The organism is Stenotrophomonas sp. PAMC25021, from assembly GCF_004795795.1.
GTDB lineage: Bacteria > Pseudomonadota > Gammaproteobacteria > Xanthomonadales > Xanthomonadaceae > Stenotrophomonas > Stenotrophomonas muris.
In genome coordinates this window covers 3,509,463-3,535,243 of sequence record NZ_CP039255.1, presented here as the reverse complement: position 1 = coordinate 3,535,243, position 25,781 = coordinate 3,509,463, and the positions used below count along the sequence as shown (strand labels likewise).

Annotated in this window: 21 protein-coding genes and 2 tRNA genes; all 23 read right to left on the bottom strand. The window is 65.2% G+C overall.

Annotated features, from left to right (window positions below):
- Nucleotides 1-7: 7 nt before the first annotated feature.
- The 23 genes from E5790_RS16305 to E5790_RS16195 all read right to left on the bottom strand — a co-directional run bounded on the left by E5790_RS16305 (nucleotide 8) and on the right by E5790_RS16195 (nucleotide 25,777).
- Nucleotides 8-412 (bottom strand): VOC family protein, encoded by a 405-nt coding sequence (locus E5790_RS16305; protein WP_049442383.1) that lies wholly within the window; start codon nucleotides 410-412, stop codon nucleotides 8-10.
- A 97-nt stretch (nucleotides 413-509) separates the two neighbouring features.
- The gene (locus tag E5790_RS16300) at nucleotides 510-1,700 is read right to left on the bottom strand and encodes a glycoside hydrolase family 18 protein (protein ID WP_049442382.1); all 1,191 of its coding nucleotides are present in this window, start codon (nucleotides 1,698-1,700) and stop codon (nucleotides 510-512) included.
- A gap of 280 nt (nucleotides 1,701-1,980) precedes the next feature.
- Nucleotides 1,981-4,089 (bottom strand): polyribonucleotide nucleotidyltransferase, encoded by a 2,109-nt coding sequence (gene pnp, locus E5790_RS16295; protein WP_046431803.1) that lies wholly within the window; start codon nucleotides 4,087-4,089, stop codon nucleotides 1,981-1,983.
- A 151-nt stretch (nucleotides 4,090-4,240) separates the two neighbouring features.
- Nucleotides 4,241-4,501 (bottom strand): 30S ribosomal protein S15, encoded by a 261-nt coding sequence (rpsO, locus tag E5790_RS16290; RefSeq protein ID WP_005417886.1) that lies wholly within the window; start codon nucleotides 4,499-4,501, stop codon nucleotides 4,241-4,243.
- Between the two features lie 173 nt (nucleotides 4,502-4,674).
- Nucleotides 4,675-5,583 (bottom strand): tRNA pseudouridine(55) synthase TruB, encoded by a 909-nt coding sequence (truB, locus tag E5790_RS16285; protein ID WP_014647857.1) that lies wholly within the window; start codon nucleotides 5,581-5,583, stop codon nucleotides 4,675-4,677.
- A gap of 107 nt (nucleotides 5,584-5,690) precedes the next feature.
- A complete protein-coding gene (gene rbfA, locus E5790_RS16280; RefSeq protein ID WP_005410447.1) occupies nucleotides 5,691-6,074 on the bottom strand; it encodes a 30S ribosome-binding factor RbfA in 384 nt (127 codons plus the stop codon).
- Between the two features lie 132 nt (nucleotides 6,075-6,206).
- Nucleotides 6,207-8,852 carry a translation initiation factor IF-2 gene (gene infB / locus E5790_RS16275; protein WP_111206885.1) on the bottom strand — a complete coding sequence of 882 codons (2,646 nt, stop codon included), beginning with the start codon at nucleotides 8,850-8,852 and terminating at the stop codon, nucleotides 6,207-6,209.
- A gap of 92 nt (nucleotides 8,853-8,944) precedes the next feature.
- Complete coding sequence (nusA, locus tag E5790_RS16270) at nucleotides 8,945-10,456, bottom strand: transcription termination factor NusA (protein WP_111206884.1); 1,512 nt, start codon at nucleotides 10,454-10,456, stop codon at nucleotides 8,945-8,947.
- A gap of 4 nt (nucleotides 10,457-10,460) precedes the next feature.
- The gene (gene rimP, locus E5790_RS16265) at nucleotides 10,461-11,051 is read right to left on the bottom strand and encodes a ribosome maturation factor RimP (protein ID WP_014647860.1); all 591 of its coding nucleotides are present in this window, start codon (nucleotides 11,049-11,051) and stop codon (nucleotides 10,461-10,463) included.
- Between the two features lie 366 nt (nucleotides 11,052-11,417).
- Nucleotides 11,418-11,494 (bottom strand) — tRNA-Met (locus tag E5790_RS16260).
- A gap of 82 nt (nucleotides 11,495-11,576) precedes the next feature.
- Nucleotides 11,577-11,653 (bottom strand) — tRNA-Met (locus E5790_RS16255).
- Nucleotides 11,654-11,780: 127 nt separating this feature from the next.
- Nucleotides 11,781-13,241: an NADH-quinone oxidoreductase subunit NuoN gene (gene nuoN, locus E5790_RS16250; RefSeq protein ID WP_032957446.1), complete on the bottom strand. Its 1,461-nt coding sequence runs from the start codon at nucleotides 13,239-13,241 to the stop codon at nucleotides 11,781-11,783.
- A gap of 15 nt (nucleotides 13,242-13,256) precedes the next feature.
- On the bottom strand, nucleotides 13,257-14,765 hold the full coding sequence (locus tag E5790_RS16245) for an NADH-quinone oxidoreductase subunit M (protein WP_019660580.1): 1,509 nt from the start codon (nucleotides 14,763-14,765) through the stop codon (nucleotides 13,257-13,259).
- 23 nt (nucleotides 14,766-14,788) lie between these two features.
- Nucleotides 14,789-16,963: an NADH-quinone oxidoreductase subunit L gene (gene nuoL / locus E5790_RS16240; protein ID WP_046431809.1), complete on the bottom strand. Its 2,175-nt coding sequence runs from the start codon at nucleotides 16,961-16,963 to the stop codon at nucleotides 14,789-14,791.
- Nucleotides 16,964-16,970: 7 nt separating this feature from the next.
- On the bottom strand, nucleotides 16,971-17,276 hold the full coding sequence (nuoK, locus tag E5790_RS16235) for an NADH-quinone oxidoreductase subunit NuoK (RefSeq protein WP_005417921.1): 306 nt from the start codon (nucleotides 17,274-17,276) through the stop codon (nucleotides 16,971-16,973).
- A complete protein-coding gene (locus E5790_RS16230; protein WP_014647864.1) occupies nucleotides 17,273-17,929 on the bottom strand; it encodes an NADH-quinone oxidoreductase subunit J in 657 nt (218 codons plus the stop codon). Before E5790_RS16230 ends, nuoK begins: the two co-directional genes overlap by 4 nt.
- A 9-nt stretch (nucleotides 17,930-17,938) precedes the next feature.
- Nucleotides 17,939-18,427, bottom strand: a complete 489-nt coding sequence (gene nuoI / locus E5790_RS16225) for an NADH-quinone oxidoreductase subunit NuoI (protein WP_005410456.1) — start codon at nucleotides 18,425-18,427, stop codon at nucleotides 17,939-17,941.
- Nucleotides 18,428-18,431: 4 nt separating this feature from the next.
- Nucleotides 18,432-19,526, bottom strand: a complete 1,095-nt coding sequence (gene nuoH / locus E5790_RS16220) for an NADH-quinone oxidoreductase subunit NuoH (protein ID WP_014037948.1) — start codon at nucleotides 19,524-19,526, stop codon at nucleotides 18,432-18,434.
- Nucleotides 19,523-21,757: an NADH-quinone oxidoreductase subunit NuoG gene (gene nuoG, locus E5790_RS16215; protein WP_111206883.1), complete on the bottom strand. Its 2,235-nt coding sequence runs from the start codon at nucleotides 21,755-21,757 to the stop codon at nucleotides 19,523-19,525. Before nuoG ends, nuoH begins: the two co-directional genes overlap by 4 nt.
- Nucleotides 21,754-23,094: an NADH-quinone oxidoreductase subunit NuoF gene (gene nuoF, locus E5790_RS16210; RefSeq protein ID WP_014647866.1), complete on the bottom strand. Its 1,341-nt coding sequence runs from the start codon at nucleotides 23,092-23,094 to the stop codon at nucleotides 21,754-21,756. Before nuoF ends, nuoG begins: the two co-directional genes overlap by 4 nt.
- A gap of 4 nt (nucleotides 23,095-23,098) precedes the next feature.
- Nucleotides 23,099-23,626: an NADH-quinone oxidoreductase subunit NuoE gene (gene nuoE / locus E5790_RS16205; RefSeq protein ID WP_014647867.1), complete on the bottom strand. Its 528-nt coding sequence runs from the start codon at nucleotides 23,624-23,626 to the stop codon at nucleotides 23,099-23,101.
- Between the two features lie 97 nt (nucleotides 23,627-23,723).
- Entirely contained in the window at nucleotides 23,724-25,031 is a 1,308-nt protein-coding gene (locus E5790_RS16200) for an NADH-quinone oxidoreductase subunit D (RefSeq protein ID WP_014647868.1), read from the bottom strand.
- Nucleotides 25,028-25,777, bottom strand: coding sequence for an NADH-quinone oxidoreductase subunit C (locus tag E5790_RS16195; RefSeq protein ID WP_014647869.1), 750 nt, complete (start codon nucleotides 25,775-25,777; stop codon nucleotides 25,028-25,030). Before E5790_RS16195 ends, E5790_RS16200 begins: the two co-directional genes overlap by 4 nt.
- Nucleotides 25,778-25,781: the final 4 nt, after the last annotated feature.

Below are 25,781 nucleotides of genomic sequence, written 5' to 3'. Positions count from 1 at the left end.
CCCGGCGCTACCGCTGCGGGTGTTCTTCGCCCGGGTAACGACTCACTTCGATCAGGTTGCCATCCGGGTCGCGGAAGTACACCGATTCGATCGGTCCCAGCGCACCGGTACGTGTGGCCGGCCCCTCCTCCACCACGATGGCCTGCGCCTGCAGGTGCGCCAGCACATCGACCATTGCCGTATGCGTGACCAGGCACAGATCGGCACTGCCCGGCGTGGGTCGCAGCGCATGCGGCTGCAGTGGCGCGCTGGCCGGATGCAGGTTGATCTTCTGCTGGCCGAACTGCAGCGCGGTACGGCCGGCGCCGAAGCGCACGACCTGCATGCCGAGCACGCGCTGGTAGAAGTTACAGCTGCGTTCGATGTCGGCGACGGTGAGGACCAGGTGGTCCAGGCGTTCGAGATGGATCATGCCCAAAGCGTAGCGCCGCCGGCGTCGTCGCAATGTGCGGTGTCGGGTCGATGGCGTTGCCGCCTGGCGCCGGGCATGGCCCGGCGCCACCAGTGACTCAATCGCCGATGCGCGCCTTCTGCCACGGGCCGAGCATCGCGTTGAGCAGGCTGGCCTGCTCGTCGTCGCCGGTCAGCTCCCACATGAACACCCCGGCCAGGCCCTGCTCACGGGCGAACCGGGCACGCAGGCCGATCGAGCGCGGGTCTTCATAGCTGATGAAGATCTTCTGCACGGCGTTGTACAGCCACGGGCTCTGCGCCTGCGGCTGCCAGTGCTTCACCCAACCCGGCTGGTCGAGATAGCGCGCCTTGATCACCCGCCAGTCGCCGGCGTCGGCCGGTGCGCTGTAGGGCTGATACAGGCCATCCGGCGCATCGCCGGTGACCTTGAAGCCGCGCCCATAGAACGGCACGCCCAGCACCAGCTTGTCGGCCGGCACACCGTGCTCGCGGTAGTACTGCACCGCGCCGGCCACGTTGTTCCAGCGCCGCAGCTCCGGCGCCAGCGGATCGGCCGGCACTTCATGCAGGGGCGCATTGAAGGTCGACACCGATGAGAAGCCGGTGCCCATGTCATAGCTCATCAGGTTGATGAAATCGAACACCTTGGCCAGCGCCGGCAGGTCGTAGCTCGCCGCCGGATCATAGGGGCCATCGGTCTGCAGGCGACCGGCGGCCAGCGCGGCGCTCAGCAGCATTGGCTGCCCCACCTTGCGCCCGTGCGCGTCGAGTGCCACGCGGAACGCCTGCGCGAGCCTGGTCAGGTTGGCGCGATCCTGCGGGCGATGCGCCAGCTCCTTCGGCCCGCCACTGACCGGGAACTCCCAGTCGATATCCACGCCATCGAAGCTGCCGGCATGGTGATCGAAGAACAGTGCCATGCATGAGTTCACCAGGCGCTTGCGGCTGGCCTCGGTCAACGCTGCATCGGAGAACCCACCCGCACCCCAGCCACCGATCGAAATCAGCGTGCGCAGGTGCGGATGCGCCTTCTTGAGCTCGGCCAGCGCGGCGAAGTTCTTCGGCGCTTCCGCGCCGACCGCGCAGCGGCCGTCCTCGATGGTGGAGAACGCATAGAACAGATGGGTCAGGCGCTCGGCGGGAATGCTCGACACCGGATAGCGCTCGGCCGAGCCGCCGGGGTAGTAGGCACCGAAGATCGGCGGCGGCGCCGGCGCGGCGCGCGCAGCGATGGGCACGGCACCGGCAATCAGCACGGCAAGGACGGCCACGGTCTGGCGGAACATGGGATCTCCCGGTTCGAAGGCGCCGCCACGTTAGCAAACCGATGTGGCTGCGGGACGGTTGTCGCGGCATGTCGTCCCGTGGACAGGCGTGATCCGCGCAACCGTGACAGAACGATGGCCACGTGGCGGCGCTCACGCACTGCAGCAGGACATGCAGCGACCTGGATGAGCGGCACTGCATGACATCAAGGCAAAGAAAAAGCGGGCCGAAGCCCGCTTTTTCATTTGCGGAAGCGTGAGGACCGACGGTCCTCACCCACCGCACAATCAGCAGTACCGATTATTCGGCGCTGACGGCGTCGCCTTCTTCCACGGCCTTCATCGACAGGCGGATACGGCCCTGCTTGTCGACTTCCAGCACCTTGACCTTGACCACATCGCCTTCCTTCAGCACGTCGCCGACCTTCTCGACGCGATCGCTGGAGATCTGCGACACGTGGACCAGACCGTCCTTGCCCGGCAGGATCGTGACGAACGCACCGAAGTCCATGATCTTGGCGACCTTGCCTTCGTAGATGCGGCCCGGCTCGACGTCCGAGGTGATCTGCTCGATGCGGGCCTTGGCGGCCTGGGCAGCGATGGCATTGACCGAAGCGATGACGATGGTGCCGTCATCCTGGATGTCGATCTGGGTGCCGGTTTCCTTGGTGATGGCCTGGATGGTCGAGCCACCCTTGCCGATCACTTCGCGGATCTTGTCCGGGTGGATCTTGATGGTCAGCAGGCGCGGCGCGTAGTCGGACAGCTCTTCACGCGGAGCGGTCAGGCCGTGGGCCATTTCGCCCAGGATGTGCAGACGACCAGCCTTGGCCTGCTGCAGAGCCTGCTTCATGATCTCTTCGGTGATGCCTTCGATCTTGATGTCCATCTGCAGGGCGGAAATGCCCTCAGCGGTACCGGCCACCTTGAAGTCCATGTCGCCCAGGTGATCTTCGTCACCCAGGATGTCGGACAGGACGACGAAGCGCTCGCCTTCCTTGACCAAGCCCATGGCGATACCGGCCACCGGCGCCTTCACCGGCACGCCGGCGTCCATCAGGGCCAGCGACGAGCCGCAGACCGATGCCATCGACGAGGAACCGTTCGACTCGGTGATTTCCGAGACGACGCGGATGGTGTACGGGAAGGACTCCAGCGACGGCATGACAGCCAGCACGCCGCGCTTGGCCAGGCGACCGTGGCCGATTTCGCGGCGCTTCGGGCCCATCATGCGGCCGCACTCACCCACCGAGAACGGAGGGAAGTTGTAGTGGAACAGGAAGTTTTCCTTGTACTCACCGGCAACGGCGTCAATGACCTGGCCGTCACGGGCGGTGCCCAGGGTGATGGTCACGATGGCCTGGGTTTCGCCACGGGTGAACAGCGAGGAACCGTGGGTACGCGGCAGCACGCCGGTCTTCACGGTGATCGGGCGGACGGTGTCCAGCGCACGGCCGTCGATACGGACCTTGGTGTCCAGCACCGAGTCACGCATGGTGCGGTATTCCAGTTCGCCGAATTCCTTCGACAGCTCGGCCGGGTTCCAGCCTTCAGCGGCCACGCGACCAGCCAGGGCTTCGAACACGTCCTTCTTGATCGCCGAGATGGCGTCGCGGCGCTGCAGCTTGTCACGCACCTGGAAGGCTTCGCCCAGGCGCGGGCCGATGGCTTCCTTCAGGGCGGAGATCAGCGCTTCGTTCTTGGCCGGGGCTTCCCAGGTCGACGGCTTGGTGCCGGCTTCGACGGTCAGCTCGTTGATCGCGTTGATGACCTTCTGCATTTCGCGGTGACCGAAGGTCACGGCGCCCAGCATCACTTCTTCGGACAGCAGCGCGGCTTCGGATTCAACCATCAGCACAGCGTTGGAGGTACCGGCGACGACCAGCTCCAGTTGCGAGTCAGCCAGTTCGCTGACGGTCGGGTTCAGGATGTACTCGCCGTTCTTGTAACCGACCTTGGCCGCGCCGATCGGACCCATGAACGGGGTGCCAGCCAGGGCCAGGGCAGCCGAAGCACCGATCAGGGCCGGGATGTCACCGTCCACGTCCGGGTTCAGCGACATCACCGTGGCGATGATCTGCACTTCGTTCTTGTAGTCTTCCGGGAACAGCGGGCGGATCGGACGGTCGATCAGACGCGAGATCAGGGTTTCCTTCTCGGTCGCACGGCCTTCGCGCTTGAAGAAACCACCCGGGATACGGCCGCCGGCGTAGAACTTTTCCTGATAATCGACGGTCAGCGGGAAGAAGTCCTGGCCTTCGCGCGCGCTCTTGGCGGCGACGGCGGTGACCAGCAGTACGGTGTCGTCCATCTTGACGATGACGGCGCCGCTGGCCTGACGGGCGACTTCGCCGGTCTCAAGCGTGACGGTGTGCTTGCCGTACTGGAAGGTTTTGGTGATTTTTGCCACGGAGGGTGTCCTTGGGGATGCTGTCTGCGAATTTGGACCGTCGGCGACCCTTGCCGCCAGCGGGTGGCCGGATCGTTCCGGCCTGAATCGGGGATTGCGGTACTACAAAACAAAACCGCGGCGCATCGCTGCGCCGCGGGGGATTCGTTGCTTAGCGACGCAGGCCAAGCTTCTCGATCAGGGCCTTGTAGCGCTCGACGTCCTTCTTCTTCAGGTAGTCGAGCAGGCTGCGACGGCGGTTGACCATCTGCAGCAGGCCGCGGCGGCTGTGGTGGTCCTTCTTGTGGGTCTTGAAGTGGCCGGTCAGCAGTTCGATGCGGGCGGTCAGCAGTGCAACCTGGACTTCCGGGGAGCCGGTGTCAGCCGCGCTGCGCTTGTTGTCTTCAATGACCTTCTGGGTGTCGATCGACATTTCTTTTTTCTCTGTGATGCGTGGCCGGCAGGAACGCGCTTCGCGCACCGCCAGGCTCGCCGTGGACTACGAGGATGAAACCTGCGCGAGGCAGGTTGCCGGAAAACGGCCGCGAAATTGTAACGGCCGGGGGCGTCCGGGACAAGGACCGGGGCTGAACCGGCAGGCCCCGGTCAGAGGTTGAAACGGCGCTGCGGGGCCAGCAGGCCACTCTCGTCGACCTGGCCCAGGCCCTGGACAGCATCGTCCGGACCGAACACGGCCACCAGGCCGCGCGGCCAGGACAGGTCGCGCTGGCGCTGGCCCACGCAGAACCGGTGGGCCTGGTCGGCGTCCAGGTCGACCCTCGGGTATTCAGCCAGGCCGGCCGCCAGCGGCAGCAGCAACGCGTCCATGCCAGCCTCGTCACCGGCCTCGACCATCGCCCGCAGCTGGTCCAGGGTGACCATGGCAGGCTCGCGGAACGGCTCGACCCAGAGCCGGCGCAGCGCGCTGATGTGGGCGCCACAGCCCAGGCGTTCGCCGAGGTCGCGGGCCAGACTGCGGATATAGGTGCCGGAACCACAGGTCACGCGCAGCCGCAGCCGTTCCGGCTGCTGCTCCAGCACCTCGATGGCGTGTACCTGCACCTCGCGTTCGGGCGCTTCGATGACGTCACCGCGGCGGGCCTTCACATACAGCGGTTCACCGCCCTGCTTCAGCGCCGAATAGATCGGGGCACGCTGGCGGATGGTGCCGGTCAGCGGCGCCAGCGCAGCCTGCAGGGCCTGGGCACTGATCGCCGGCACCGGGCGCTGCAGCAGTACCTGGCCTTCGGCATCGTCGGTATCGGTGGTCTGGCCGAGCACGATCTCGGCGTCGTAGGCCTTGGCCGAACCCAGCAGCAGGCCGGCGATCTTGGTCGCCTCGCCGAAACACAGCGGCAGCAGGCCGGTGGCCAGCGGGTCGAGGCTGCCGGTATGGCCGCCCTTTTCGGCGCGGAACAGGCGGCGCGCCACCTGCAGGGCGGCGTTGGAGCTCATGCCGGTCGACTTGTCGAGCAGCAGGATGCCATCCAGGCGACGGAACTGAATTCGGGTCATGACAGGAAAGTGTTGAGACGGGCCATGCTCGGCTGCCGCAGCGCGGCCTGCATCAGACATCGCGCAGCCGGAATGCAGCAACGCCGGGCATGCCCGGCGTCGCGCGGTTATTCTTCGTCGCTCTCGCGACGCTTCTCGGCGGCCAGCGTATCGGGCAGGTCGCGCAGGATGTTGTCGATGTGCTCACCACGGTCGACCGAGTCGTCGTAGTGGAAATGCAGCTCCGGCACGTGGCGCAGCTTCATCGCGCGGGCCAGGTCCATGCGCAGGCGGTAGCCCAGTTCCTTCAGGCCGGCCACGGCTTCAGCCGAACGTTCCGGCATCAGCGCGGTGACGAACACCTTGGCATGGGCCATGTCGCGGGTGATTTCCACGTCGGACACGCTCACCGAGGGCAACCCGTGCTCGCGCACGGCGTTGTGCACCAGGGTGCCGAGTTCACGGCGCAGCTGGGCGGAGACACGGTCGGTTCGATGGAAAGTCTTGGGCACGAGGAGCTCTTGGTTCAGTTGTCGCCCGACCAACGGTCGGGCACTACCTTTGATTCGATTGTCGCCCGACCAACGGTCGGGCGCTACAGGTACATGGTGGGGCCCGACCGTTGGTCGGGCCACCTTGCAGCATTACAGGGTGCGCGGCACTTCGATACGTTCGAAGCACTCGATCTGGTCACCCGGCTTGACGTCGTTGTAGGCCTTCACCGCGATACCGCATTCGGTACCGTTGCGGACTTCCTCGACGTTCTCCTTGAAGCGACGCAGCGATTCCAGCTCGCCCTCGAAGATCACCACGCTGTCGCGCAGGACGCGGATCGGCTTGTTGCGCTTGACCACACCCTCGATGACCATGCAGCCGGCGACGGCACCCAGCTTCGAGCTGCGGAAGACGTCGCGGACCTCGGCGATACCGATGATCTCTTCGCGGATCTCCACGCCCAGCAGACCGGAGGCCACCTGCTTCACCTGGTCGATCACGTCATAGATGATCGAGAAGTAACGCAGGTCGACACCATTGGATTCGATGATGCGACGGGCCGAAGCGTCCGCACGCACGTTGAAGCCGATGACGGTGGCCTTCGAAGCGGCGGCCGAGTTGGCGTCCGACTCGGTGATGCCACCCACGCCGGAGTGGATCACGTTGATGCGGATGTCTTCGTTGGACAGCGCGACCAGTGCCTGGCTCAGCGCCTGCACCGAACCCTGCACGTCGGCCTTGATGACCAGGTTGAGGACCTGCTGGCCCTCGCCCTTGCCCAGGGTCGCCATGATGTCTTCCATGCGGCTGCCAGCGGTGGCCACCAGGCGCGATTCACGGCGCTTGGTCTCGCGCTGCTGGGCAACGTCCTTGGCCAGGCGCTCGTCCTCGACGACCACGAAGTCGTCACCAGCTTCCGGCACGCCGGACAGGCCCAGGACCTGCACCGGGATGGACGGGCCGGCGAACTCCGGCTGCTTGCCGGTTTCGTCGAACAGCGCACGCACGCGGCCGTACTGGATGCCGCACACCAGGTAGTCGCCCTTCTTCAGGCGGCCCTGCTGCACCAGCACCGTCGCGACCGGGCCGCGGCCCTTGTCCAGCGACGATTCGATCACCACGCCCGAGGCGCGGCCTTCATCGACCGCCTTCAGTTCCAGCAGTTCGGCCTGGATCGAGATGGCGTCCAGCAGGTCGTCGATGCCCAGGCCGGTCTTGGCCGAGATCTCCACCATCTGGGTGTCACCACCGAAGTCTTCGGCCACGACCTGCTCGGACAGCAGTTCGTTCTTGACCCGCATCGGATCCGCGTCGGACTTGTCGATCTTGTTGATCGCCACGATCAGCGGCACACCCGCCGAACGGGCGTGCTGGATCGCTTCCTTGGTCTGCGGCATGACGCCGTCATCGGCGGCCACGACCAGCACCACGATGTCGGTCAGCTTGGCGCCGCGCGCACGCATCGAGGTGAAGGCGGCGTGGCCCGGGGTGTCCAGGAAGCTGATCACGCCCTTCGGCGTATCGACGTGGTAAGCGCCGATGTGCTGGGTGATGCCACCCGCTTCGCCGGTGGCGACCTTGGTGCGGCGGATGTAATCCAGCAGCGAGGTCTTGCCGTGGTCGACGTGGCCCATGATGGTGACCACCGGCGGACGCTGGGTGGCTTCGCCCTGGTTTTCACCGGTCGAGGCCAGCAGTGCGTCTTCGGCGTCGTTGTCGTTGGCGCGGATCGCCTTGTGGCCGAGTTCTTCGGTCACCAGCGCGGCGGTGTCGTGGTCGATGGACTGGGTGATGGTCGCCATCACGCCCATCTTGAACAGCGCCTTGACCACCTCGCCGCCCTTCAGCGCCAGCTTCTGCGCCAGGTCGGCCACGGTGATGGTGTCGCCGATCGCCACTTCACGCACCACCGGTGCAGTCGGACGCTCGAAGGCGTGCGGGCCGGCATTGTTGCCACCGCGCGACATGTCGCGACGGCCACCGGCCTGGTTGCGCCCGCCCGGACGACCCCGGGTGTTGCTGTTGTTGCTGTTGCCACGACGCGCACGGTCGGCGGCCGACAGGTGCATCTGGCCAGCGAAACGGTCACCCGTGCCACGCTCGTTGCGCGGCGCGCTGCGGTTGTTGCGGTCGTCGTTGCGCGGCGGCGGCGGTGCACCACGCGGCGCAGCCGGGGCTGCGGCCGGGGTGCGCGGCGGGCGCGGCGCGGTTTCGTCGATCGGAGCACGCTTGGGCTTGCTGGCAGCCAGCGTCTCGGCCGCCTTGGCGGCAGCCGCAGCTTCCTCGGCAGCCTTCTTCTCGGCCTCGGCGCGTTCCTTGGCGGCGGCCTCTTCCTCACGGGCACGGACGATGGCTTCGTCGCGCAGACGATCCTTCTCGGCCAGGGCCTGCTGTTCGGCAAGGTTGCGGGCACGCGACTCTTCCAGCTTGCGCAGGATGTCGGCGCGCTCTTCGTCCGGGGTCATGGCGCGAGCACCATCCTTGACGTAGGTACGCTTCTGGCGCACCTCGACATTCACGGTCGTCTTGCTGCGACCGGAATTGACCGTCACTTCCTGCTGCTTCCGGCGGTTGAGCGTGATCTTCTTCGCAGACTGATCGGTCTCTTCCGGGGCCTGCTCGGGCTTGCCGTGCGAACGACGAAGGAAGCCCAGGAGCTTCACCTTCTCGGAGCTGGTCACGACCTGGTCGGGACCGCTGAACTTCATGCCGGCACCGGCCAGCTGTTCCAGCAGTTTTTCGACCGGCGTGTTGACCAGTTCGGCAAGCTTGCGGATGGTGGTTTGCTGCGACATTCGGATCCTATGATCTTGTGGGCGCCCCCCCGCATGTGGAGGTGGCGCGGATTCTACGCCCTGAGCGGCTCAGGGCCCTGTTCATTGCCGGCTCATTCGCCGCGTTCCAGTCGGGCGATCTCCTCGGCACGGGCGGCCAGGATCAGCGCAGCGGCGCGCGCCTGATCCAGTCCTTCGATGCCGAAGTCCATGACCTCGTCGGCGGCCAGGTCGGACAGATCCTCGCTGGTACGCACGCCGTGGCCGGCCAGCGCGTACGCGGTGGCTTCGTCCATGCCCTTCAGGGACAGCAGGTCCTGCGCCGGCTGGCCGTCTTCAAGGCCTTCCTCGACTGCCAGGGCCTCATTGAGCAGCGCATCGCGGGCACGAGCGCGCAGCTCTTCGACGATGTCCTCGTCGAAACCTTCCACGGCCAGCAGTTCGCCGACCGGGACATATGCGATTTCCTCGACGGTGCCGAAGCCTTCGCTGACCAGGATGCCGGCGATTTCCTCGTCCACTTCCAGCTTGTCCATGAACAGCTGGCGGGCCGCAGCCTGCTCGGCTTCCGACTTGGCGGTGACCTGGTCCTGGGTCATCACGTTGAGCTGCCAGCCGGTCAGGCGGCTGGCCAGGCGCACGTTCTGGCCGCCCTTGCCGATCGCCTGGGCCAGGCGGTCTTCGGCAACGGCCAGGTCCATCGAGTGCCTGTCTTCATCGACGATGATCGACTGCACTTCGGCCGGCGCCATCGCGTTGATGACGAAGTTGGCCGGGTTGTCGTTCCACAGCACGATGTCCACGCGCTCGCCATTGAGCTCGTTGGACACGGCCTGCACGCGCGAACCGCGCATGCCGATGCAGGCGCCGATCGGATCGGTGCGCTGGTCGTGGGCCAGCACGGCGATCTTGGCGCGGTCGCCCGGGTCACGTGCACAGGCCTTGATTTCCACCAGGCCCTGGCCGACTTCCGGCACTTCCAGCTTGAACAGCTCGATCATGAATTCCGGGGCGGCACGGCTGATGAACAGCTGCGGGCCACGCGGCTCCGAGCGCACTTCGGCCAGGTAGCCGCGCACGCGGTCACCGGCGCGCAGCACGTCGCGCGGGATGCCCTTGTCCTTCGGGATGAAGCCTTCGGCGTTGCCGCCGAGGTCGACATAGATGTTGCCGCGCTCGGCGCGCTTGACCACGCCGGTGATCAGCTCACCCACGCGATCCTTCCACGCATCCACGACCTGCTGGCGCTCGGCTTCGCGCACGCGCTGGACGATGACCTGCTTGGCGGCCTGGGCAGCGATGCGGCCGAAATCCGGGTTCTCGATCTGCTCTTCGATGTAGTCACCGACCTCGACGCCTTCGGCTTCATCGACGGCGTCCATCAGGCGGATCTGGCGGTCCGGCGATTCCATGACCACGTCATCGGCCACCACTTCCCAGCGGCGGAAGGTTTCGTAGCTGCCGTCCTTGTGGTCGATGACCACGCGGGTCAGTACTTCCTCGTCGGGATAGCGCTTCTTCGCTGCCGAGGCCAGGGCGGCCTCGATGGCATCGAAGATCACTTCACGCGGCACGCCCTTCTCGTTGGCGACTGCGTCGACTACCAGCAACAGTTCCTTGCTCATTGGCTCACTCCGCGCGCGGCTTCTTTGCCGCCGGCTCGTTGGAAGAAGAATTCGTGTTCGGCTTCGGACGCTTCGGTGCCGGACCGGTCGGCTTGCTCGGGGCCAGCCCCAGCGCCACCCAGTCGGGCATGATCCGTGCCTTGTCGATGTTGTCGGCCGACACGACCACTTCGGCCTTGTCGACGATGAAAGTGATGGTCCCCGCCGCCTCGTCGGTCGCCTCGATACGACCCTGCAGGCGACGACGGTTGTCCTGCGGCAGCTTCAGCGTGACCTTGGCCGATTCGCCGAGGTGACGGCCGAACTGCTCCAGGCTGAACAGCGGACGGTCGACGCCCGGCGAGGACACTTCCAGCGTGTAATTGCCGCTGATCGGGTCCTCGACGTCCAGCTGCGCCGACACTTCGCGGCTGACCCGCTCGCAGTCGTCGACATTGATGATGCGCTCGGGCTGTTCAGCCAGCGGCACGTCGATGTAAAGGCGCAGGGTCGCACCGCCGGGGGCCGGCAGATACTCAACGCCCAGCAGCTCCAGGCCCAGCGACACAACGGTCGGGGCGAGCAGATTCGCGATGTCGGTTGCCTTGTCGCTCACAGCCTGCCTTGATCTCTATGGTTGGGTGCCGGCCTTGGCCGGCGTGGAAACGTGACGCCCCGGAAACGACAAAGGGCCCGTTGGGCCCCTTTTCCGGAAAGACTCCGGTGACTGGATTCCGGTTGCAACCTGCATTGCCTGCCGGTTGCGGCCCTCCTTCCGGGTCCGGACTCCCGCCGGGAGGCCGCCTTCAGGGGTACTGCTAGGCCGCTGATGATAGCGACTGCACCGCGCTGGTGCAAGGTGCGGACCCGGGTCAGATCCCTTTTCCCGTGGATAAGGGATCTGACCCCGATCACGCAGAAACAACGCAGACCCCAAAGAAAAACGCCCTCGAAGCAGGACTTCGAAGGCGATCTCTTTACTTGGTAGCGGGGGCAGGATTTGAACCTGCGACCTTCGGGTTATGAGCCCGACGAGCTGCCAGACTGCTCCACCCCGCATCAGAAGCGGAATCATGAGGCATTGCTGCGAAAAATGCAAGCTTTCCCTCATTCATCGAACCGGTTGGCGCCGATCCGACGTTGGTAGCGGGGGCAGGATTTGAACCTGCGACCTTCGGGTTATGAGCCCGACGAGCTGCCAGACTGCTCCACCCCGCACCGGAAGTGTTTGAACTGCTGCCCTGCTCTTTCGAGGAGGACTACCGCAACGATGTTCTGGCTGAACCGCTGCAGTGACAACTCAGGCTGCGCATATTACACGAATCGCGCAGCTTTGTGTCAACTTTTATGCAAGATGCGCAAATGCCTGCTGGCACCAGACCATGATCGGGTTCCAGGCCAGGCCCAGCGCGAGCAGCGCCAGGGCATTCACGCCCAGCACCACGCCCAGCACGCGGTCGTTGCTGCGCGGCATGGCCTCGCCCACCGGCTCATCGAAGTACATGACCTTGATGACGCGCAGGTAGTAGAAGCAGCCGACCACGGCGCACAGCACGCCGAGGATGGCCAGCCACAGCAGGCCGCCGTTGACGGCCGCGCCCAGCACCGCCAGCTTGGTCCAGAAGCCCAGGAACGGCGGGATGCCGGCCAGCGACGCCATGATGCACAGCACCAGGCCGGCCATCCACGGGTTGCGGGCGTTCAGGCCCTTGAAGTCCTCGATGTTCTCGGCTTCAAAGCCGGCACGCGACAGCGCGATGATCGCGCCGAAGGCGGCGGTGGACATGATCGCGTAGGCCAGTGCGTAGAACAGCGCGGCGGCGTAGCCCTGCGAACCGCCACCGGCGATGCCCATCAGCAGGAAGCCGATGTGCGAGACGGTGGAGAACGCCAGCATGCGCTTGAGGTTGCTCTGCGCGATGGCCATCAGGTTGCCGATGACCAGCGATACCGCGGCCAGGCCGGCGATCAGCAGCTGCAGTTCGGTCGACAGCGGACCCACGCCCATTTCCAGCAGGCGGTAGGCCATGCCGAACGCGGCCAGCTTCGGCGCCGAGCTGATGAACAGTGCGATCGGTGCCGGGGCACCCTGGTACACGTCCGGCAGCCACATGTGGAACGGCGCGGCACCCAGCTTGAAGGCGACGCCGGCGATCATGAACACCGCACCGGTGATCAGCAGCACGCGCTCTTCCGAGTGCGGGATGGCCTCGCGGATCACATCCAGGTGCAGGCTGCCGGTGGCGCCGTAGATCAGCGACATGCCGTAGAGCAGCAGGCCCGAGGCCAGCGAACCCAGCACGATGTACTTCATCGCCGCTTCCGACGCCAGGCCGCTTTCGCGGTTGCTGGCGACCAGGGCGTAGGAGCACAGCGCCAGCAGTTCCAGGCCCAGGTAGACCATCAGCAGGCTGCCGGCCGAGACCAGGATCATCATGCCGGCGGTGCCGAACAGGATCAGCACCGGGATCTCGCCCTGGAACAGGTCGCGATCACGCAGGTAGCGCCAGCCGTAGACCAGGGTCAGGCCGCTGAGCAGCACGATCCCGGTCTTCATCACGTCCGCGGCGGTATCGCGCACGAACATGCCATGGAAGACCTCGCCCTGCCCGCCCACGCCGGTGGCCAGCATGAACAGCACCACGGCCAGCGCAGCGAGCGAGAACAGGTGGGTGACGATCTTGTTCCGGTTGCTGACGAACAGGTCGAGGATCATCAGGGCGAAGGCGCTGCCGATCAGCACCAGCTCGGGAGCGAGCGGTGGCAGGTCAGCGGCGGTCAATGGCAGCAGCGGCGAGGTGGTCATCATCAAATCCTGGAATTACAGCAGCTTGCTGGATGCGATCTGCATCGCCAGCTTCGCGATCGAGGGCTCCATCAGGTCGGTCAGCGGCTTGGGGTAGATGCCCAGGGCCAGCACGCCGATGGCGAACACGCCCAGCACCAGCCATTCGCGGCCGTTGATGTCCTTCAGTTCGGCAACATGGCTGTTGGCCACTTCACCGAAGAAGATGCGCTTGTACAGCCACAGGGTGTAGGCGGCGCCGATGATCAGGGTGGTGGCCGCGCCCAGGGCGATCCACGGATTACGCTGGAAGGCCGAGAGGATGACCATGAACTCGCCAACGAAACCGCTGGTACCCGGCAGGCCCGCGTTGGCCATGAAGAACAGCATCGCGAAGGTGGCGAACCACGGCATCACGTTGACCACGCCGCCGTAATCGGCGATGCGGCGGCTGTGCATGCGGTCGTACAGCACGCCGACGCAGGAGAACATCGCGCCGGACACGAAGCCGTGCGAGATCATCTGCACCATGGCGCCCTGCAGGCCCAGGCGGGCGGCATCGGCGTTGCCGGCTTCGCGCACCAGCCACAGGGCGATGAAGGTGCCCAGGGTGACAAAGCCCATGTGCGCGATCGACGAATAGGCGATCAGCTTCTTCATGTCGTCCTGCACCAGGGCGACCAGGCCGACGTAGATCACCGCGATCAGCGACAGCGCGATCACCAGCCAGGCCCATTCCTGCGACGCGTCCGGGACGATCGGCAGGTTGAAGCGCAGGAAGCCGTAGCCACCGATCTTCAGGGCGATCGCGGCCAGGATCACCGAACCGGCGGTCGGCGCTTCCACGTGGGCGTCCGGCAGCCAGGTGTGGACCGGGAACATCGGCACCTTGACCGCGAAGGCGATCAGGAAGGCGAAGAAGATCCAGGTCTGCTCCTTGGCCGACAGCGGCAGCGCGTACAGGTCGGCCAGCTGGAAGCTGCCGCCCTTCATGTACAGGTAGATCAGCGCCACCAGCATCAGCACCGAGCCGAGGAAGGTGTACAGGAAGAACTTCAGCGCGGCGTAGATGCGGCGCGGACCGCCCCAGACACCGATGATCAGGAACATCGGGATCAGCATCGCCTCGAAGAACACGTAGAACAGCATCGCGTCCGTCGCGGCGAAGATGCCGACGGTGACACCTTCCAGGATCAGGAAGGCCGCCACGTACTGGTTCACGCGCTTGTCGATGGCGCTCCAGGCGCCGATCAGGGCAAGCACGCTGACCAGGGTGGTCAGCAGGATCAGCGCCACGGCAATGCCGTCCACGCCCAGGTTGTAGCCGATCTTGTACGCCGGGATCCAGGCATGGGTCTCGACGAACTGCAGACCATCGACGCCTGCGTTGTAGCCGCTCAGCAGCGAGAGGCTCGCCACGAAGGTCAGCACCGCTACGCCCAGCGACGCCCAGCGGGCGGTCTGCGCATCACGGATCGCAAGGATCAGGGCACCACCGATGATCGGCAGCCAGATGAGGACACTGAGTAGAGGCCAGTTCGACACGTCTTCTTATTCCGTACAGGTCATCAACGCAGGTAATGCATCAGCACGCCCAGCAGGGCAATCAGGCCGATGATCATCGCGAAGGCGTAGTGATAGAGGAAACCGGATTGGGTACGACGCAGCACGCCGGCTGCGACGTCCACAACACGTGCCGAGAGATTGACCACGCCGTCGACGATGTTGCTGTCGATCCAGCGCGAGACCTTGCCCAGCTTGACGCTGCCACCGGCAAAGCCATCGATCCACAGCTTGTCGAAGCCGTACTTGTTTTCAAGCACCGACACCAGCGGAGCAAAGGTCTTGCGGGCCTTGCCCGACAGGTCCGGCTTCCACAGGTAGAACAGTGCGGCCAGCAGGAAGCCCGCAACGGTCAGCATGAACGCCGGAGCCATCATGCCATGCAGCGCGAAGGCGACCGGGCCATGGAACTCCTCACCCAGGAAGCCGATGGTGTTCTTGGCCGGATCGTAGAAGTCGACGATGCCGGTGAAGAACGTGTGCGCCTGGCCCTTGATGGCATCGTGCGCGTGGTTGCCGGCCCAGTCGGTGCCGTACAGCATCGGGCCGATGCTGAAGAAACCGATGGCGATCGACGGGATGGCCAGCAGGATCAGCGGCAGGGTCACCACCCACGGGGTTTCGTGCGGCTCGTGCGGACCGTGGCCATGGCCGTGGTCGTCGTGGCCATCACCATGGTGTGCATCGCCGTGGTGGGCGTCGGCGGCGTGGTGATCGTCATGGCCGTGGCCGTGATCGTCATGCGCGTCGCGGAAACGCTCCTTGCCGTGGAAGGTCAGGAACAGCAGGCGGAAGCTGTAGAAGCTGGTGACGATCACGCCACCCAGCACCGCCCAGTAGCCATAGGTGGCCACCCAGCTGTTGGACAGGTGCGCGTGCAGCTCGGCCGCCTCGATGATGGTGTCCTTCGAGTAGAAGCCGGAGAAGAACGGCGTGCCGACCAGCGCCAGGGTACCGATCCACATGGTGATGAAGGTGATCGGCATGTACTTGCGCAGGCCGCCCATCTTGCGCATGTCCTGCTCGTGGTGCATCGCGATGATGACCGAGCCGGCGCCCAGGAACAGCAGGGCCTTGAAGAAGGCGTGGGTCATCAGGTGGAACACGGCAGCCGAATAGGCCGACACGCCCAGTGCAACCGTCATGTAGCCCAGCTGCGACAGGGTCGAGTACGCGACCACGCGCTTGATGTCGTTCTGCACGATGCCGATCAGGCCAGTGAAGAACGCGGTGGTGGCACCGATGAACAGCACGAAGTTCAGCGCGGTCTGCGACAGCTCGAACAGCGGCGACATGCGGGTGACCATGAAGATACCGGCGGTCACCATCGTCGCGGCGTGGATCAGTGCCGAGATCGGGGTCGGGCCTTCCATCGAGTCCGGCAGCCACACGTGCAGCGGGACCTGGGCCGACTTGCCCATGGCACCGATGAACAGGCAGATGCAGATGACGGTGGCGATCGACCAGATCACCGGTTCGTTCAGCAGCTGCATGCCCAGCAGCGTGCCGTCCCAGATCTGCAGCTGGGCGCGCGGGTCGGCCAGCATGCCGGCCTGCGAGAACACCTGCGAGTAGTCCAGGGTGCCGAACACCCACAGCACGCCGGCGATGCCCAGCAGGAAGCCGAAGTCACCGACGCGGTTGACCAGGAACGCCTTCATGTTGGCGAAGATCGCGGTCGGGCGCTTGAACCAGAAGCCGATCAGCAGGTACGACACCAGGCCCACCGCTTCCCAGCCGAAGAACAGCTGCAGGAAGTTGTTGCTCATCACCAGGGTGAGCATCGAGAAGGTGAACAGCGAGATGTAGCTGAAGAACCGCTGGTAGCCCGGATCGTCCTGCATGTAGCCGATCGTGTAGATGTGGACCAGCAGCGACACGAAGGTCACCACCACCATCATCATCGCGGTCAGCTTGTCGACCATGAAACCGACGTGGGCCGAGTACTGGCCGACTTCGAAGAACGTGTAGATGTTCTGGTTGAACGGCTGCGCCCCGCCCCACAGCAGCTGGTAGAGCGTATACATCGACAGGCCGCAGGCCACCGCGACGCCGAGGATGGTGATGGTCTGCGCGCCGAAGCGCTTGACCTGGCGACCGAACAGGCCGGCGATGATGCTGCCGAACAGCGGTGCGAGCACCACTGCGATCAACAGACTCTTGGAGAGAGTGATTTCCATCTGTGGATCAGCCCTTCAACGAATCGACTTCGCCGACATTGATCGTGCGGCGTGTACGGAACAGGGTCACCAGGATCGCCAGGCCGATGGCGGCTTCCGCGGCGGCGACGGTCAGGATGAAGAACACGAACAGCTGGCCGGACGGATCGCCCAGCTGACGCGAGAAGCCGACGAAATTGATGTTCACCGACAGCAGCATCAGCTCGATCGACATCAGCAGGACGATGACGTTCTTCCGGTTGAGGAAGATACCGGCCAGGCTGATGGCGAACAGCACCGCGCCCAGCGCGAGGATATGGCCAAGGGTGATCACGGCTGGGTCTCCTCGCCGGCGACCGGCTTGCTGTTGCTGTGCACGACCGGTGCTTCGGCACCCATCTTGACCATGCGCAGGCGCTGGCCGGCCTTGACCATGGTCTGCTGGCCCGGGTTCTGGCTCTTCACGCCGGTACGGCGACGCAGGGTCAGCATCACGGCGGCAACCACGGCCACGGTCAGGATGACGGCGGCGAACTCGAACGGCAGCAGGTACTCGGTGAACAGCGTGCGTGCCAGCCAGGTGATGTTGGAGCTGTCGGCGGCGACCGCAGCGGCGTTGTCGGCCGGGAACGGCGTGACCGAACGCGCCTTGACCCCGATCAGGATCAGCATCTGCGCCAGCATCGCGACCGCGACAATCAGGCCGACCGGCAGGTAGCGCACCCAGCCCTCACGCAGCTTGGTGGGGTCGATGTCCAGCATCATCACCACGAACAGGAACAGCACCATCACCGCACCGACGTAGACCAGCACCAGCGCCACACCGAGGAACTCGGCGCCCACCAGCAGCCACACGCAGGCGATGGAGAAGAAGGTCAGCACCAGGCAGAGCACGGCGTGAACCGGGTTGCGCACGCTGATCACCGCACCGGCCGAAACCGTTGCCGCGATGGCGAACACCCAGAAAGCGATATTTACCCAATCCATCTCTCGACCTCAGCGGTAAGCGGCATCGGCGGCGCGACGCTCGGCGATCTCGTTTTCGAGACGGTCGCCCAGGGCCAGCAGCTGCGGCTTGGTAACGATGTTTTCGCCACGATTCTCGAAGTGGTACTCGAGGATGTGGGTTTCGACGATCGAGTCCACCGGGCAGCTTTCCTCACAGAAGCCACAGAAGATGCACTTGAACAGGTCGATGTCATAACGCGTGGTGCGGCGGGTGCCGTCCTCGCGCTTGGCCGAGTCGATGGTGATGGCCAGCGCCGGGCACACCGCTTCGCACAGCTTGCAGGCGATGCAGCGCTCTTCGCCGTTGGGATAACGGCGCAGCGCATGCAGGCCACGGAAGCGCGGCGACTGCGGGAACTTCTCCATCGGGTACATCATCGTGTACTTCGGCTTGAAGCTGTACTTCAGCGTCAGCCAGAGGCCCGCCAGCAGTTCGAGCAGCAGCAGGCTCTTGAAGTAATGGGTAATCCTGTTCATCACTTTAGACGCCCTTTTGAATCACGCCGAAGAACACCATGACGGCGGTAACCGCGATCCACAGAATGGCCAGCGGGATGAAGACCTTCCAGCCCAGGCGCATGATCTGGTCGTAGCGGAAGCGCGGGAAGCTGGCACGGAACCAGATGTAGGCACTGGCGAAGAAGAACACCTTGACGAACAGCCACGGCGCGCCCCCCTTCCAGATCCAGTCGACCAGCGGCGAGACATCGCCGAAGTTGACCCAGCCCTGGACCGGGCTCAGCCAGCCGCCGAGGAAGAAGATCGAGATCAGGAAGCTGATCAGGATCATGTTCGCGTATTCGGCCAGGAAGAACAGGGCGAAGGCACCGCCGGAGTATTCGACCATGTGGCCGGCGACGATTTCCGATTCGCCTTCCACCACGTCGAACGGCGCGCGGTTGGTTTCAGCCACGCCCGAGACCCAGTAGATGACGAACAGCGGGAACAGCGGCAGCAGGAACCAGTCGAAGAAGCCGGAACTGCCGGCCTGCGCCATCACGATGTTGCTCAGGTTCAGGCTGCCCGAGGCGATCATCACGCCGACCAGGGCGAAGCCCATGGCGATTTCGTAGCTGATCATCTGCGCCGAGGCGCGCATCGCCCCCAGGAACGCATACTTCGAGTTGGACGCCCAACCGGCCAGGATGATGCCGTAGATGCCCAGCGAGGTCATCGCCAGCAGGTACAGCAGGCCGGCGTTGGCGTTGGACAGCACGATCTGCGAATCGAAGGGCACCACCGACCAGGCCGCGAAGGCCGGGGCCAGGGTGATCAGCGGGGCCAGCAGATAGATCGCCTTGTTGGCGCTGCTCGGCTGAACCACTTCCTTGAACAGCAGCTTGAAGACGTCGGCGAAGGCCTGGAAGATGCCCATGCCCACGTACATCGGGCCGTGGCGGACGTGCATCCAGCCGATCAGCTTGCGTTCCCAGACCACGTAGAAGGCCACCGAGATGATCACCGGAACGGCGATCACCAGGATCTTCAGGATGATCCAGATCAGCGCGCCGATGTCACCGAGGCCCAGCAGCCACTGGTGCAGCGGGTCGACCGCGTTCAACAGCAATTCGTTCATGCAGCCACCACCGATACGCGAGCGGCACCCAGCGGCGCGGTCGCGCCGTGGCCCGATTCAATCCAGACCGAACCCGCAGCGACGCGGGCGTCGACCACCACCGGCAGGGTGGCCTTGCCGGCATCGGTGCCGACCTTGGCCATCTGCCCTTCCTGCAGCTGCAGGCGAGCGGCATCTTCAGCGTTCAGCACGATGCGCGGGGCGTTGTTGAGCGGATGCGACTGCAGCGCCGGGGCGCGACGGACCACCGCATCGGTGCGGTAGATCGCGGCGGTCGAAGCCACTTCCAGGCCTTCGCCGGCAACCACCGGCTGCGCCGAAGCGGCAACGGTGACCGATACCGGGGCCAGGCTGGCGCGCAGGCCGGCCAGGTCGGTGAAGTCGAAACCGGCCACGGCCAGCTCGCCGCCCAGGGCGCGCAGCACGCGCCAGCCTTCACGGGCCTCGCCCGGCAGCTTGCCGCCGGCACGGGCCGACTGCTCGCGACCATCAAGGTTGGTCAGGGTGGCGTCGATTTCCGGCAGCGCACCGATCGGCAGGATCACGTCGGCGACGTCGCGGGTCGAGGCACAGGCGAACTGGCTGAAAGCCACCACCTGGGCACCGGCCAGCGCCTTGCGCGCGGCAGGTGCATCGGCGAAGTCCAGGCCCGGCTCAAGGCCGTACACCACATAGGCCTGGCGCGGCTGCGCCAGCATCGCGGCGACGTCCTTGCCAGCCGGCAGCACACCGGCGCGGGTCAGGCCAACGGCGTTGGCGCCCTGCGGGATGCGGCACAGCTTGGCACCGGTGGCGGCGGCGAACTCACGCGCAGCAGCGCGGATCGCGGCAGCCTGCGGGTGGTTTTCGGCGATGCCACCGACGATCAGCACGGTGTTGTTGCCGCCCTGCACTGCCGAACGCAGCTCGGCGTTGGCCAGCGCGTCGACGAACTTGGACGGTGCGACGATCTGCTTGCCGGCGATGCTGAAGGCGAAGTCGAAGTCCACCGGGTTGACGACATGGATCTTCGCGCCCTTGGTGGTCTGCGCCTTGCGCAGGCGGGCGTGCAGCAGCGGCAGTTCGTGGCGGATGTTGCTGCCCAGAACGACGATGCGGTCAGCGCCTTCGATTTCGGCCAGCGGCAGGCCGAACACTTCGGCGGTTGCGGCGTCGGAGAAATCGCGGTTGTTGATGCGGTGGTCGACGTTGCCCGTGCCCAGGCCCTTGGCCAAGCGGGCCAGCAACGCGCCTTCCTCGTTGGAGGTGGACGGGTGCACCAGCACGCCCAGGTTGTCGCCCTGGTTGGCCTTGAGGATCTCGGCGGCCGCGGCCAGGCCTTCGGCCCAGCTCACTTCCTTCCACTCGCCATTGACCTTGCGCAGCGGCTTGACCGCACGGTCTTCGCTGTACAGGCCCTGGTGCGAGTAGCGGTCACGGTCGGACAGCCAGCACTCGTTCACGGCTTCGTTGTCGCGCGGCACGGTGCGCAGCACTTCACCGCGACGCACGTGCAGGAACAGGTTCGAACCCATCGCGTCGTGGTAGCCCAGCGATTCGCGCGCGGTCAGTTCCCACGGACGGGCGCGGAACTGGAACACCTTGTTGGTCAGCGCGCCGACCGGGCAGACGTCGACGACGTTGCCGGACAGCTCGGTGGTCAGCGGCTTGCCGTCGAAGGTGCCGATCTGCAGGTTCTCACCGCGGTACATGCCACCCAGTTCGTAGGTACCGGCAACGTCGGCGGTAAAGCGGACGCAGCGGGTGCACTGGATGCAGCGGGTCATCTCGGTGGCGACCAGCGGGCCCATGTCCTCGTCCGGCACCACGCGCTTGCGCTCGTTGAAGCGGCTGACCGAACGGCCATAGCCCAACGACACGTCCTGCAGCTCGCACTCGCCGCCCTGATCGCAGATCGGGCAGTCCAGCGGGTGGTTGATGAGCAGGAACTCCATCACCGAGCGCTGGAACTTCAGTGCCTTCTCGCTACGGGTGGCGACCTTCATGCCGTCCATCACCGGGGTGGCGCAGGCCGGCGCCGGCTTCGGCGACTTCTCCACGTCCACCAGGCACATGCGGCAGTTGGCGGCGATCGGCAGCTTCTCGTGGTAGCAGAAGCGCGGAATCGGAATACCGGCCTTGTCGGCCGCCTGGATGATCATCGAACCCTTGGGCACGACCAGCGACTTGCCATCGATCTCGATGGTCACGTGATCCGGTGGCACGTTCGGGTTTACGGGTTGCGCGCTCATGCGGCGGCTGCCTCCACCTTCTTGCCGTCAACCATCGAATGACCGTTGACGATGTAGTACTCGAATTCGTCCCAGAACTGGCGCAGGAAGCCCTGGATGGGCCATGCAGCCGCTTCACCGAACGCACAGATGGTGTGGCCTTCGATCTGCCCCGCCACCGCCTTCAGCTGGTGCAGGTCTTCCATCGTGGCCTTGCCGGCGACGATGCGCTCCAGCACGCGGTGCATCCAGCCGGTACCTTCACGGCACGGGGTGCACTGGCCGCAGGATTCCTTGTGGAAGAACTGGCTGATGCGGCAGGCGAACTTGACGCAGCAGACGCTGTCGTCGAGCACCACGATCGCGCCCGAACCCAGGCCGGAGCCCAGTGCACGGATGGTGTCGTAGTCCATCGGCAGGTCCTCCAGCTCGGCCGCGGTCAGCACCGGCATCGACACGCCGCCCGGGATCGCGCCCTTCAGCGTGCGGCCCGGACGCAGGCCACCGGCCATTTCCAGCAGGTCGTGGAATTTGGTGCCGAGCGGCACTTCGAAGTTGCCGCCGTTCTGCACGCAGCCGGACACCGAGAAGCACTTCGGACCGCCGTTGGCGGTCAGGCTCAGGCCCTTGAACCACTCCGGACCGTTGCGGATGATCGCCGGCACCGAACCGTAGGTTTCGGTGTTGTTGATCGTCGACGGCTTGCCATACAGGCCGAAATTGGCCGGGAACGGCGGCTTGTAGCGCGGCTGGCCCTTCTTGCCTTCCAGCGATTCCATCAGCGCGGTTTCTTCGCCGCAGATGTAGGCGCCGGCGCCCAGCGCACCGTAGATGTCGATGTCCACGCCGCTGCCGAGGATGTTCTTGCCCAGCCAGCCGTTCGCATAGGCGTCGGCCAGGGCCTGCTCGAAGTGCTCGAACGGCTCGTGGTGGAACTCACCGCGCAGGTAGTTGTAACCCACGGTCGAACCGGTGGCGTAGCAGGCAATCGCCATGCCTTCCACCACCGAATGCGGGTTGTAACGCAGGATGTCGCGGTCCTTGCAGGTGCCCGGCTCGGATTCGTCCGAGTTGCAGAGGATGTACTTCTGCATGTTGCCCTTGGGCATGAAGGACCACTTCAGGCCGGTCGGGAAGCCTGCGCCACCGCGGCCGCGCAGGCCCGAGGCCTTGACCATCTCGATGACCTGCTCCGGCGGGATCTTCTCTTCGAGGATCTTGCGCAGGGCGGCGTAGCCACCGGTCTTCAGGTAGCTTTCGTACGACCACGGGGTGTCGTAATGCAGGGTGGTGTAGACCACCTGGTGCGGCAGCGGCGCGGGGCCGACCGGACCCTTGGATTCGTGGTGATGTGCCATGCCCTTACTCCAGCCCGTCCAGCAGCTCGTCGACCTTTTCCAGGGTCAGACGCTCATGGTAGTGACCGTTGATGACCATCATCGGCGCGCCGCCACAACCGGCCAGGCACTCTTCCTCGCGCTTGAGGTAGACGCGGCCATCCGGGGTCGATTCACCGTGCTTGATGCCCAGCTTCTTCTCGCAATGGCGGACGATGTCCTCGGCGCCATTGAGCCAGCAGCTGATGTTGGTGCAGATGGCCACGTTGTTGCGGCCCACCTTCTCGGTCTCGAACATCGAGTAGAAGCTGGCGACCTCGTAGGCCCACACCGGCGGCAGGTCGAGGTACTTGGCGACGGCGGCGATCAGCTCGTCGGTCAGCCAGCCCTGGTTCTGCTCCTGGGCCGCATGCAGGCCCTGCAGCACGGCAGAGCGCTTGCGGTCCGGCGGGAACTTGGACAGCCAGTGATCGATGTGAGCGCGGGTCTTGTCGCTCAGCACCACCATCGGGTCGACGTCGCGCGCCGCCTCGAAATTACCTGTCGCCTTCATCGGCCGACCTCAGCGAAATGCATAACGTGAAATTCCAGAAACTGCGGCGCCGGCTTGCGCCGGCTGCCTGCAGCGGGCGTTGGCGTGGCGGACGGCATTACCGGTCAACCTCGCCGAACACCAGGTCATAGGTACCGATCATCGCCACCACGTCGGCCAGCATGTGGCCGCGCACGATCGAATCGATCGAGGACAGGTGGGCGAAGCCCGGTGCGCGCAGGTGCACGCGGAAGGGCTTGTTGGCGCCATCGGAGACCAGGTAGCAGCCGAATTCGCCCTTGGGCGCTTCCACGGCCGCATAGGTTTCACCCGCCGGTACGCAATAGCCTTCGCTGAACAGCTTGAAGTGGTGGATCAGCGCTTCCATGTCGTCCTTCATGTCCTCGCGCTTGGGCGGAGCGACCTTGAAGTTCTTGACCATGACCGGGCCGGGGTTGGCCTTCAGCCACGCCACGCACTGCTTGATGATGCGGTTGGATTCGCGCATTTCGGCGACGCGGACCAGGTAGCGGTCGTAGCAGTCGCCTTCCTTGCCCAGCGGGATGTCGAAATCGACAGCATCGTACTTGGCGTACGGGCGCTTCTTGCGCAGGTCCCAGGCCACGCCCGAGCCACGCAGCATCACGCCGGTCATGCCCCACTGGTGCGCCAGTTCCGGAGTGACCACGCCGATGCCGACGGTACGCTGCTTCCAGATGCGGTTGTCGGTCAGCAGGGTTTCGTATTCGTCGACGCGCTTGGGGAACTCGACGGTGAAGTTCTCCAGGAAGTCCAGCAGCGAGCCTTCGCGTGAAGCATTGAGCTGCTTCAGCGCCTTGCCCTTGTGCCAGCGCGATTCCTTGTACTTCGGCATGTGGTCCGGCAGGTCGCGGTAGACACCGCCCGGGCGGTAGTACGCCGCGTGCATGCGCGCGCCGGAGACCGCTTCATAGCAGTCCATCAGCTCTTCGCGCTCACGGAAGGCATACAGCATCACGGCCATCGCACCCAGGTCGAGCGCGTTGGAGCCCAGCCACATCAGGTGGTTGAGGATGCGGGTGATCTCGTCGTACATGGTGCGGATGTACTGCGCACGCTCCGGCGCCTCGATGCCCATCAGGGTCTCGATCGCGCGCACGTAGGCGTGCTCGTTGCACATCATCGACACGTAGTCGAGGCGATCCATGTAGCCGATCGACTGGTTGAACGGCTTGGACTCGGCCAGCTTCTCGGTGCCACGGTGCAGCAGACCCACGTGCGGGTCGGCACGCATGATGGTTTCGCCGTCCATTTCCAGGATCAGGCGCAGCACACCGTGAGCGGCCGGATGCTGCGGGCCGAAGTTCATGGTGTAGTTGCGGATTTCCTGCCGGCTTTCGGCGGCGTTGCTGGCGAACGCTTCGCCGGCCTGGTGTACGTGGCTCACTTCACTGCCTCCTGCGCGCGCTCACCGGCTGCGGTCTGCAGACGGGCGTCGTCACGGATCACGCGCGGCACGCCGACACGCGGCTCCACCGAGGTGACCGGTTCGTAGATCACGCGCTTCTTTTCTTCGTCGTAGCGGACTTCGACATTGCCGATCAGCGGGAAGTCCTTGCGGAACGGATGGCCGACGAAACCGTAGTCGGTCAGGATCCGGCGCAGGTCCGGGTGGCCTTCGAAGATCACGCCGTACAGGTCGAACGCTTCGCGCTCGAACCAGTTCAGGCCCGGCCACACGCTGGTCAGCGAGGACACCACCGGCAGCGCTTCGTCAGGGGCGAAGCAGCGCAGGTGCATCATCAGGTTGTGCTGGTACGAGCGCAGCTGGGCGACCACGGCGAAACGCTGGGTCGGCATGTGCTGCGGGCGGGCACCGTCGGCACCGTTTTCCTCGGTGGGGAACTCGCCCCACGCGAAGCGGCCCTGGGCCTTGCCTTCGACGCCACGGCTGAAGCCCTGCGAGGACACGTCGGCGGTGTCCCATTCGTCGGAGCCATAACCGAGGTAGTCGACGCCGCACAGATCCACGGCCTGCTCGAAACCAAACTCGTCACGCAGCGCCAGGGCGGTGGCGTGCCACTCGGCGGCAGGCACTTCCAGCGTCACTTCGCCGCGGGGTTCGACCACGATGACCTTCGCACCAGCGAAACGTGCGGAGAGTCGGTCGATGAAGGATGCTTGCTCTGCCATGGGG

Coding starts and splice junctions, on each gene's coding strand:
- E5790_RS16305 (WP_049442383.1), bottom strand. CDS start 412: ATGATCCATCTCGAACGCCTGGACCACCTGGTCCTCACCGTCGCCGAC.
- E5790_RS16300 (WP_049442382.1), bottom strand. CDS start 1,700: ATGTTCCGCCAGACCGTGGCCGTCCTTGCCGTGCTGATTGCCGGTGCC.
- rpsO (WP_005417886.1), bottom strand. CDS start 4,501: ATGTCGATCGACACCCAGAAGGTCATTGAAGACAACAAGCGCAGCGCG.
- truB (WP_014647857.1), bottom strand. CDS start 5,583: ATGACCCGAATTCAGTTCCGTCGCCTGGATGGCATCCTGCTGCTCGAC.
- infB (WP_111206885.1), bottom strand. CDS start 8,852: ATGTCGCAGCAAACCACCATCCGCAAGCTTGCCGAACTGGTCAACACG.
- nusA (WP_111206884.1), bottom strand. CDS start 10,456: ATGAGCAAGGAACTGTTGCTGGTAGTCGACGCAGTCGCCAACGAGAAG.
- nuoN (WP_032957446.1), bottom strand. CDS start 13,241: ATGACCACCTCGCCGCTGCTGCCATTGACCGCCGCTGACCTGCCACCG.
- nuoL (WP_046431809.1), bottom strand. CDS start 16,963: ATGGAAATCACTCTCTCCAAGAGTCTGTTGATCGCAGTGGTGCTCGCA.
- E5790_RS16230 (WP_014647864.1), bottom strand. CDS start 17,929: ATGGATTGGGTAAATATCGCTTTCTGGGTGTTCGCCATCGCGGCAACG.
- nuoI (WP_005410456.1), bottom strand. CDS start 18,427: ATGAACAGGATTACCCATTACTTCAAGAGCCTGCTGCTGCTCGAACTG.
- nuoH (WP_014037948.1), bottom strand. CDS start 19,526: ATGAACGAATTGCTGTTGAACGCGGTCGACCCGCTGCACCAGTGGCTG.
- nuoG (WP_111206883.1), bottom strand. CDS start 21,757: ATGAGCGCGCAACCCGTAAACCCGAACGTGCCACCGGATCACGTGACC.
- nuoF (WP_014647866.1), bottom strand. CDS start 23,094: ATGGCACATCACCACGAATCCAAGGGTCCGGTCGGCCCCGCGCCGCTG.
- nuoE (WP_014647867.1), bottom strand. CDS start 23,626: ATGAAGGCGACAGGTAATTTCGAGGCGGCGCGCGACGTCGACCCGATG.
- E5790_RS16195 (WP_014647869.1), bottom strand. CDS start 25,777: ATGGCAGAGCAAGCATCCTTCATCGACCGACTCTCCGCACGTTTCGCT.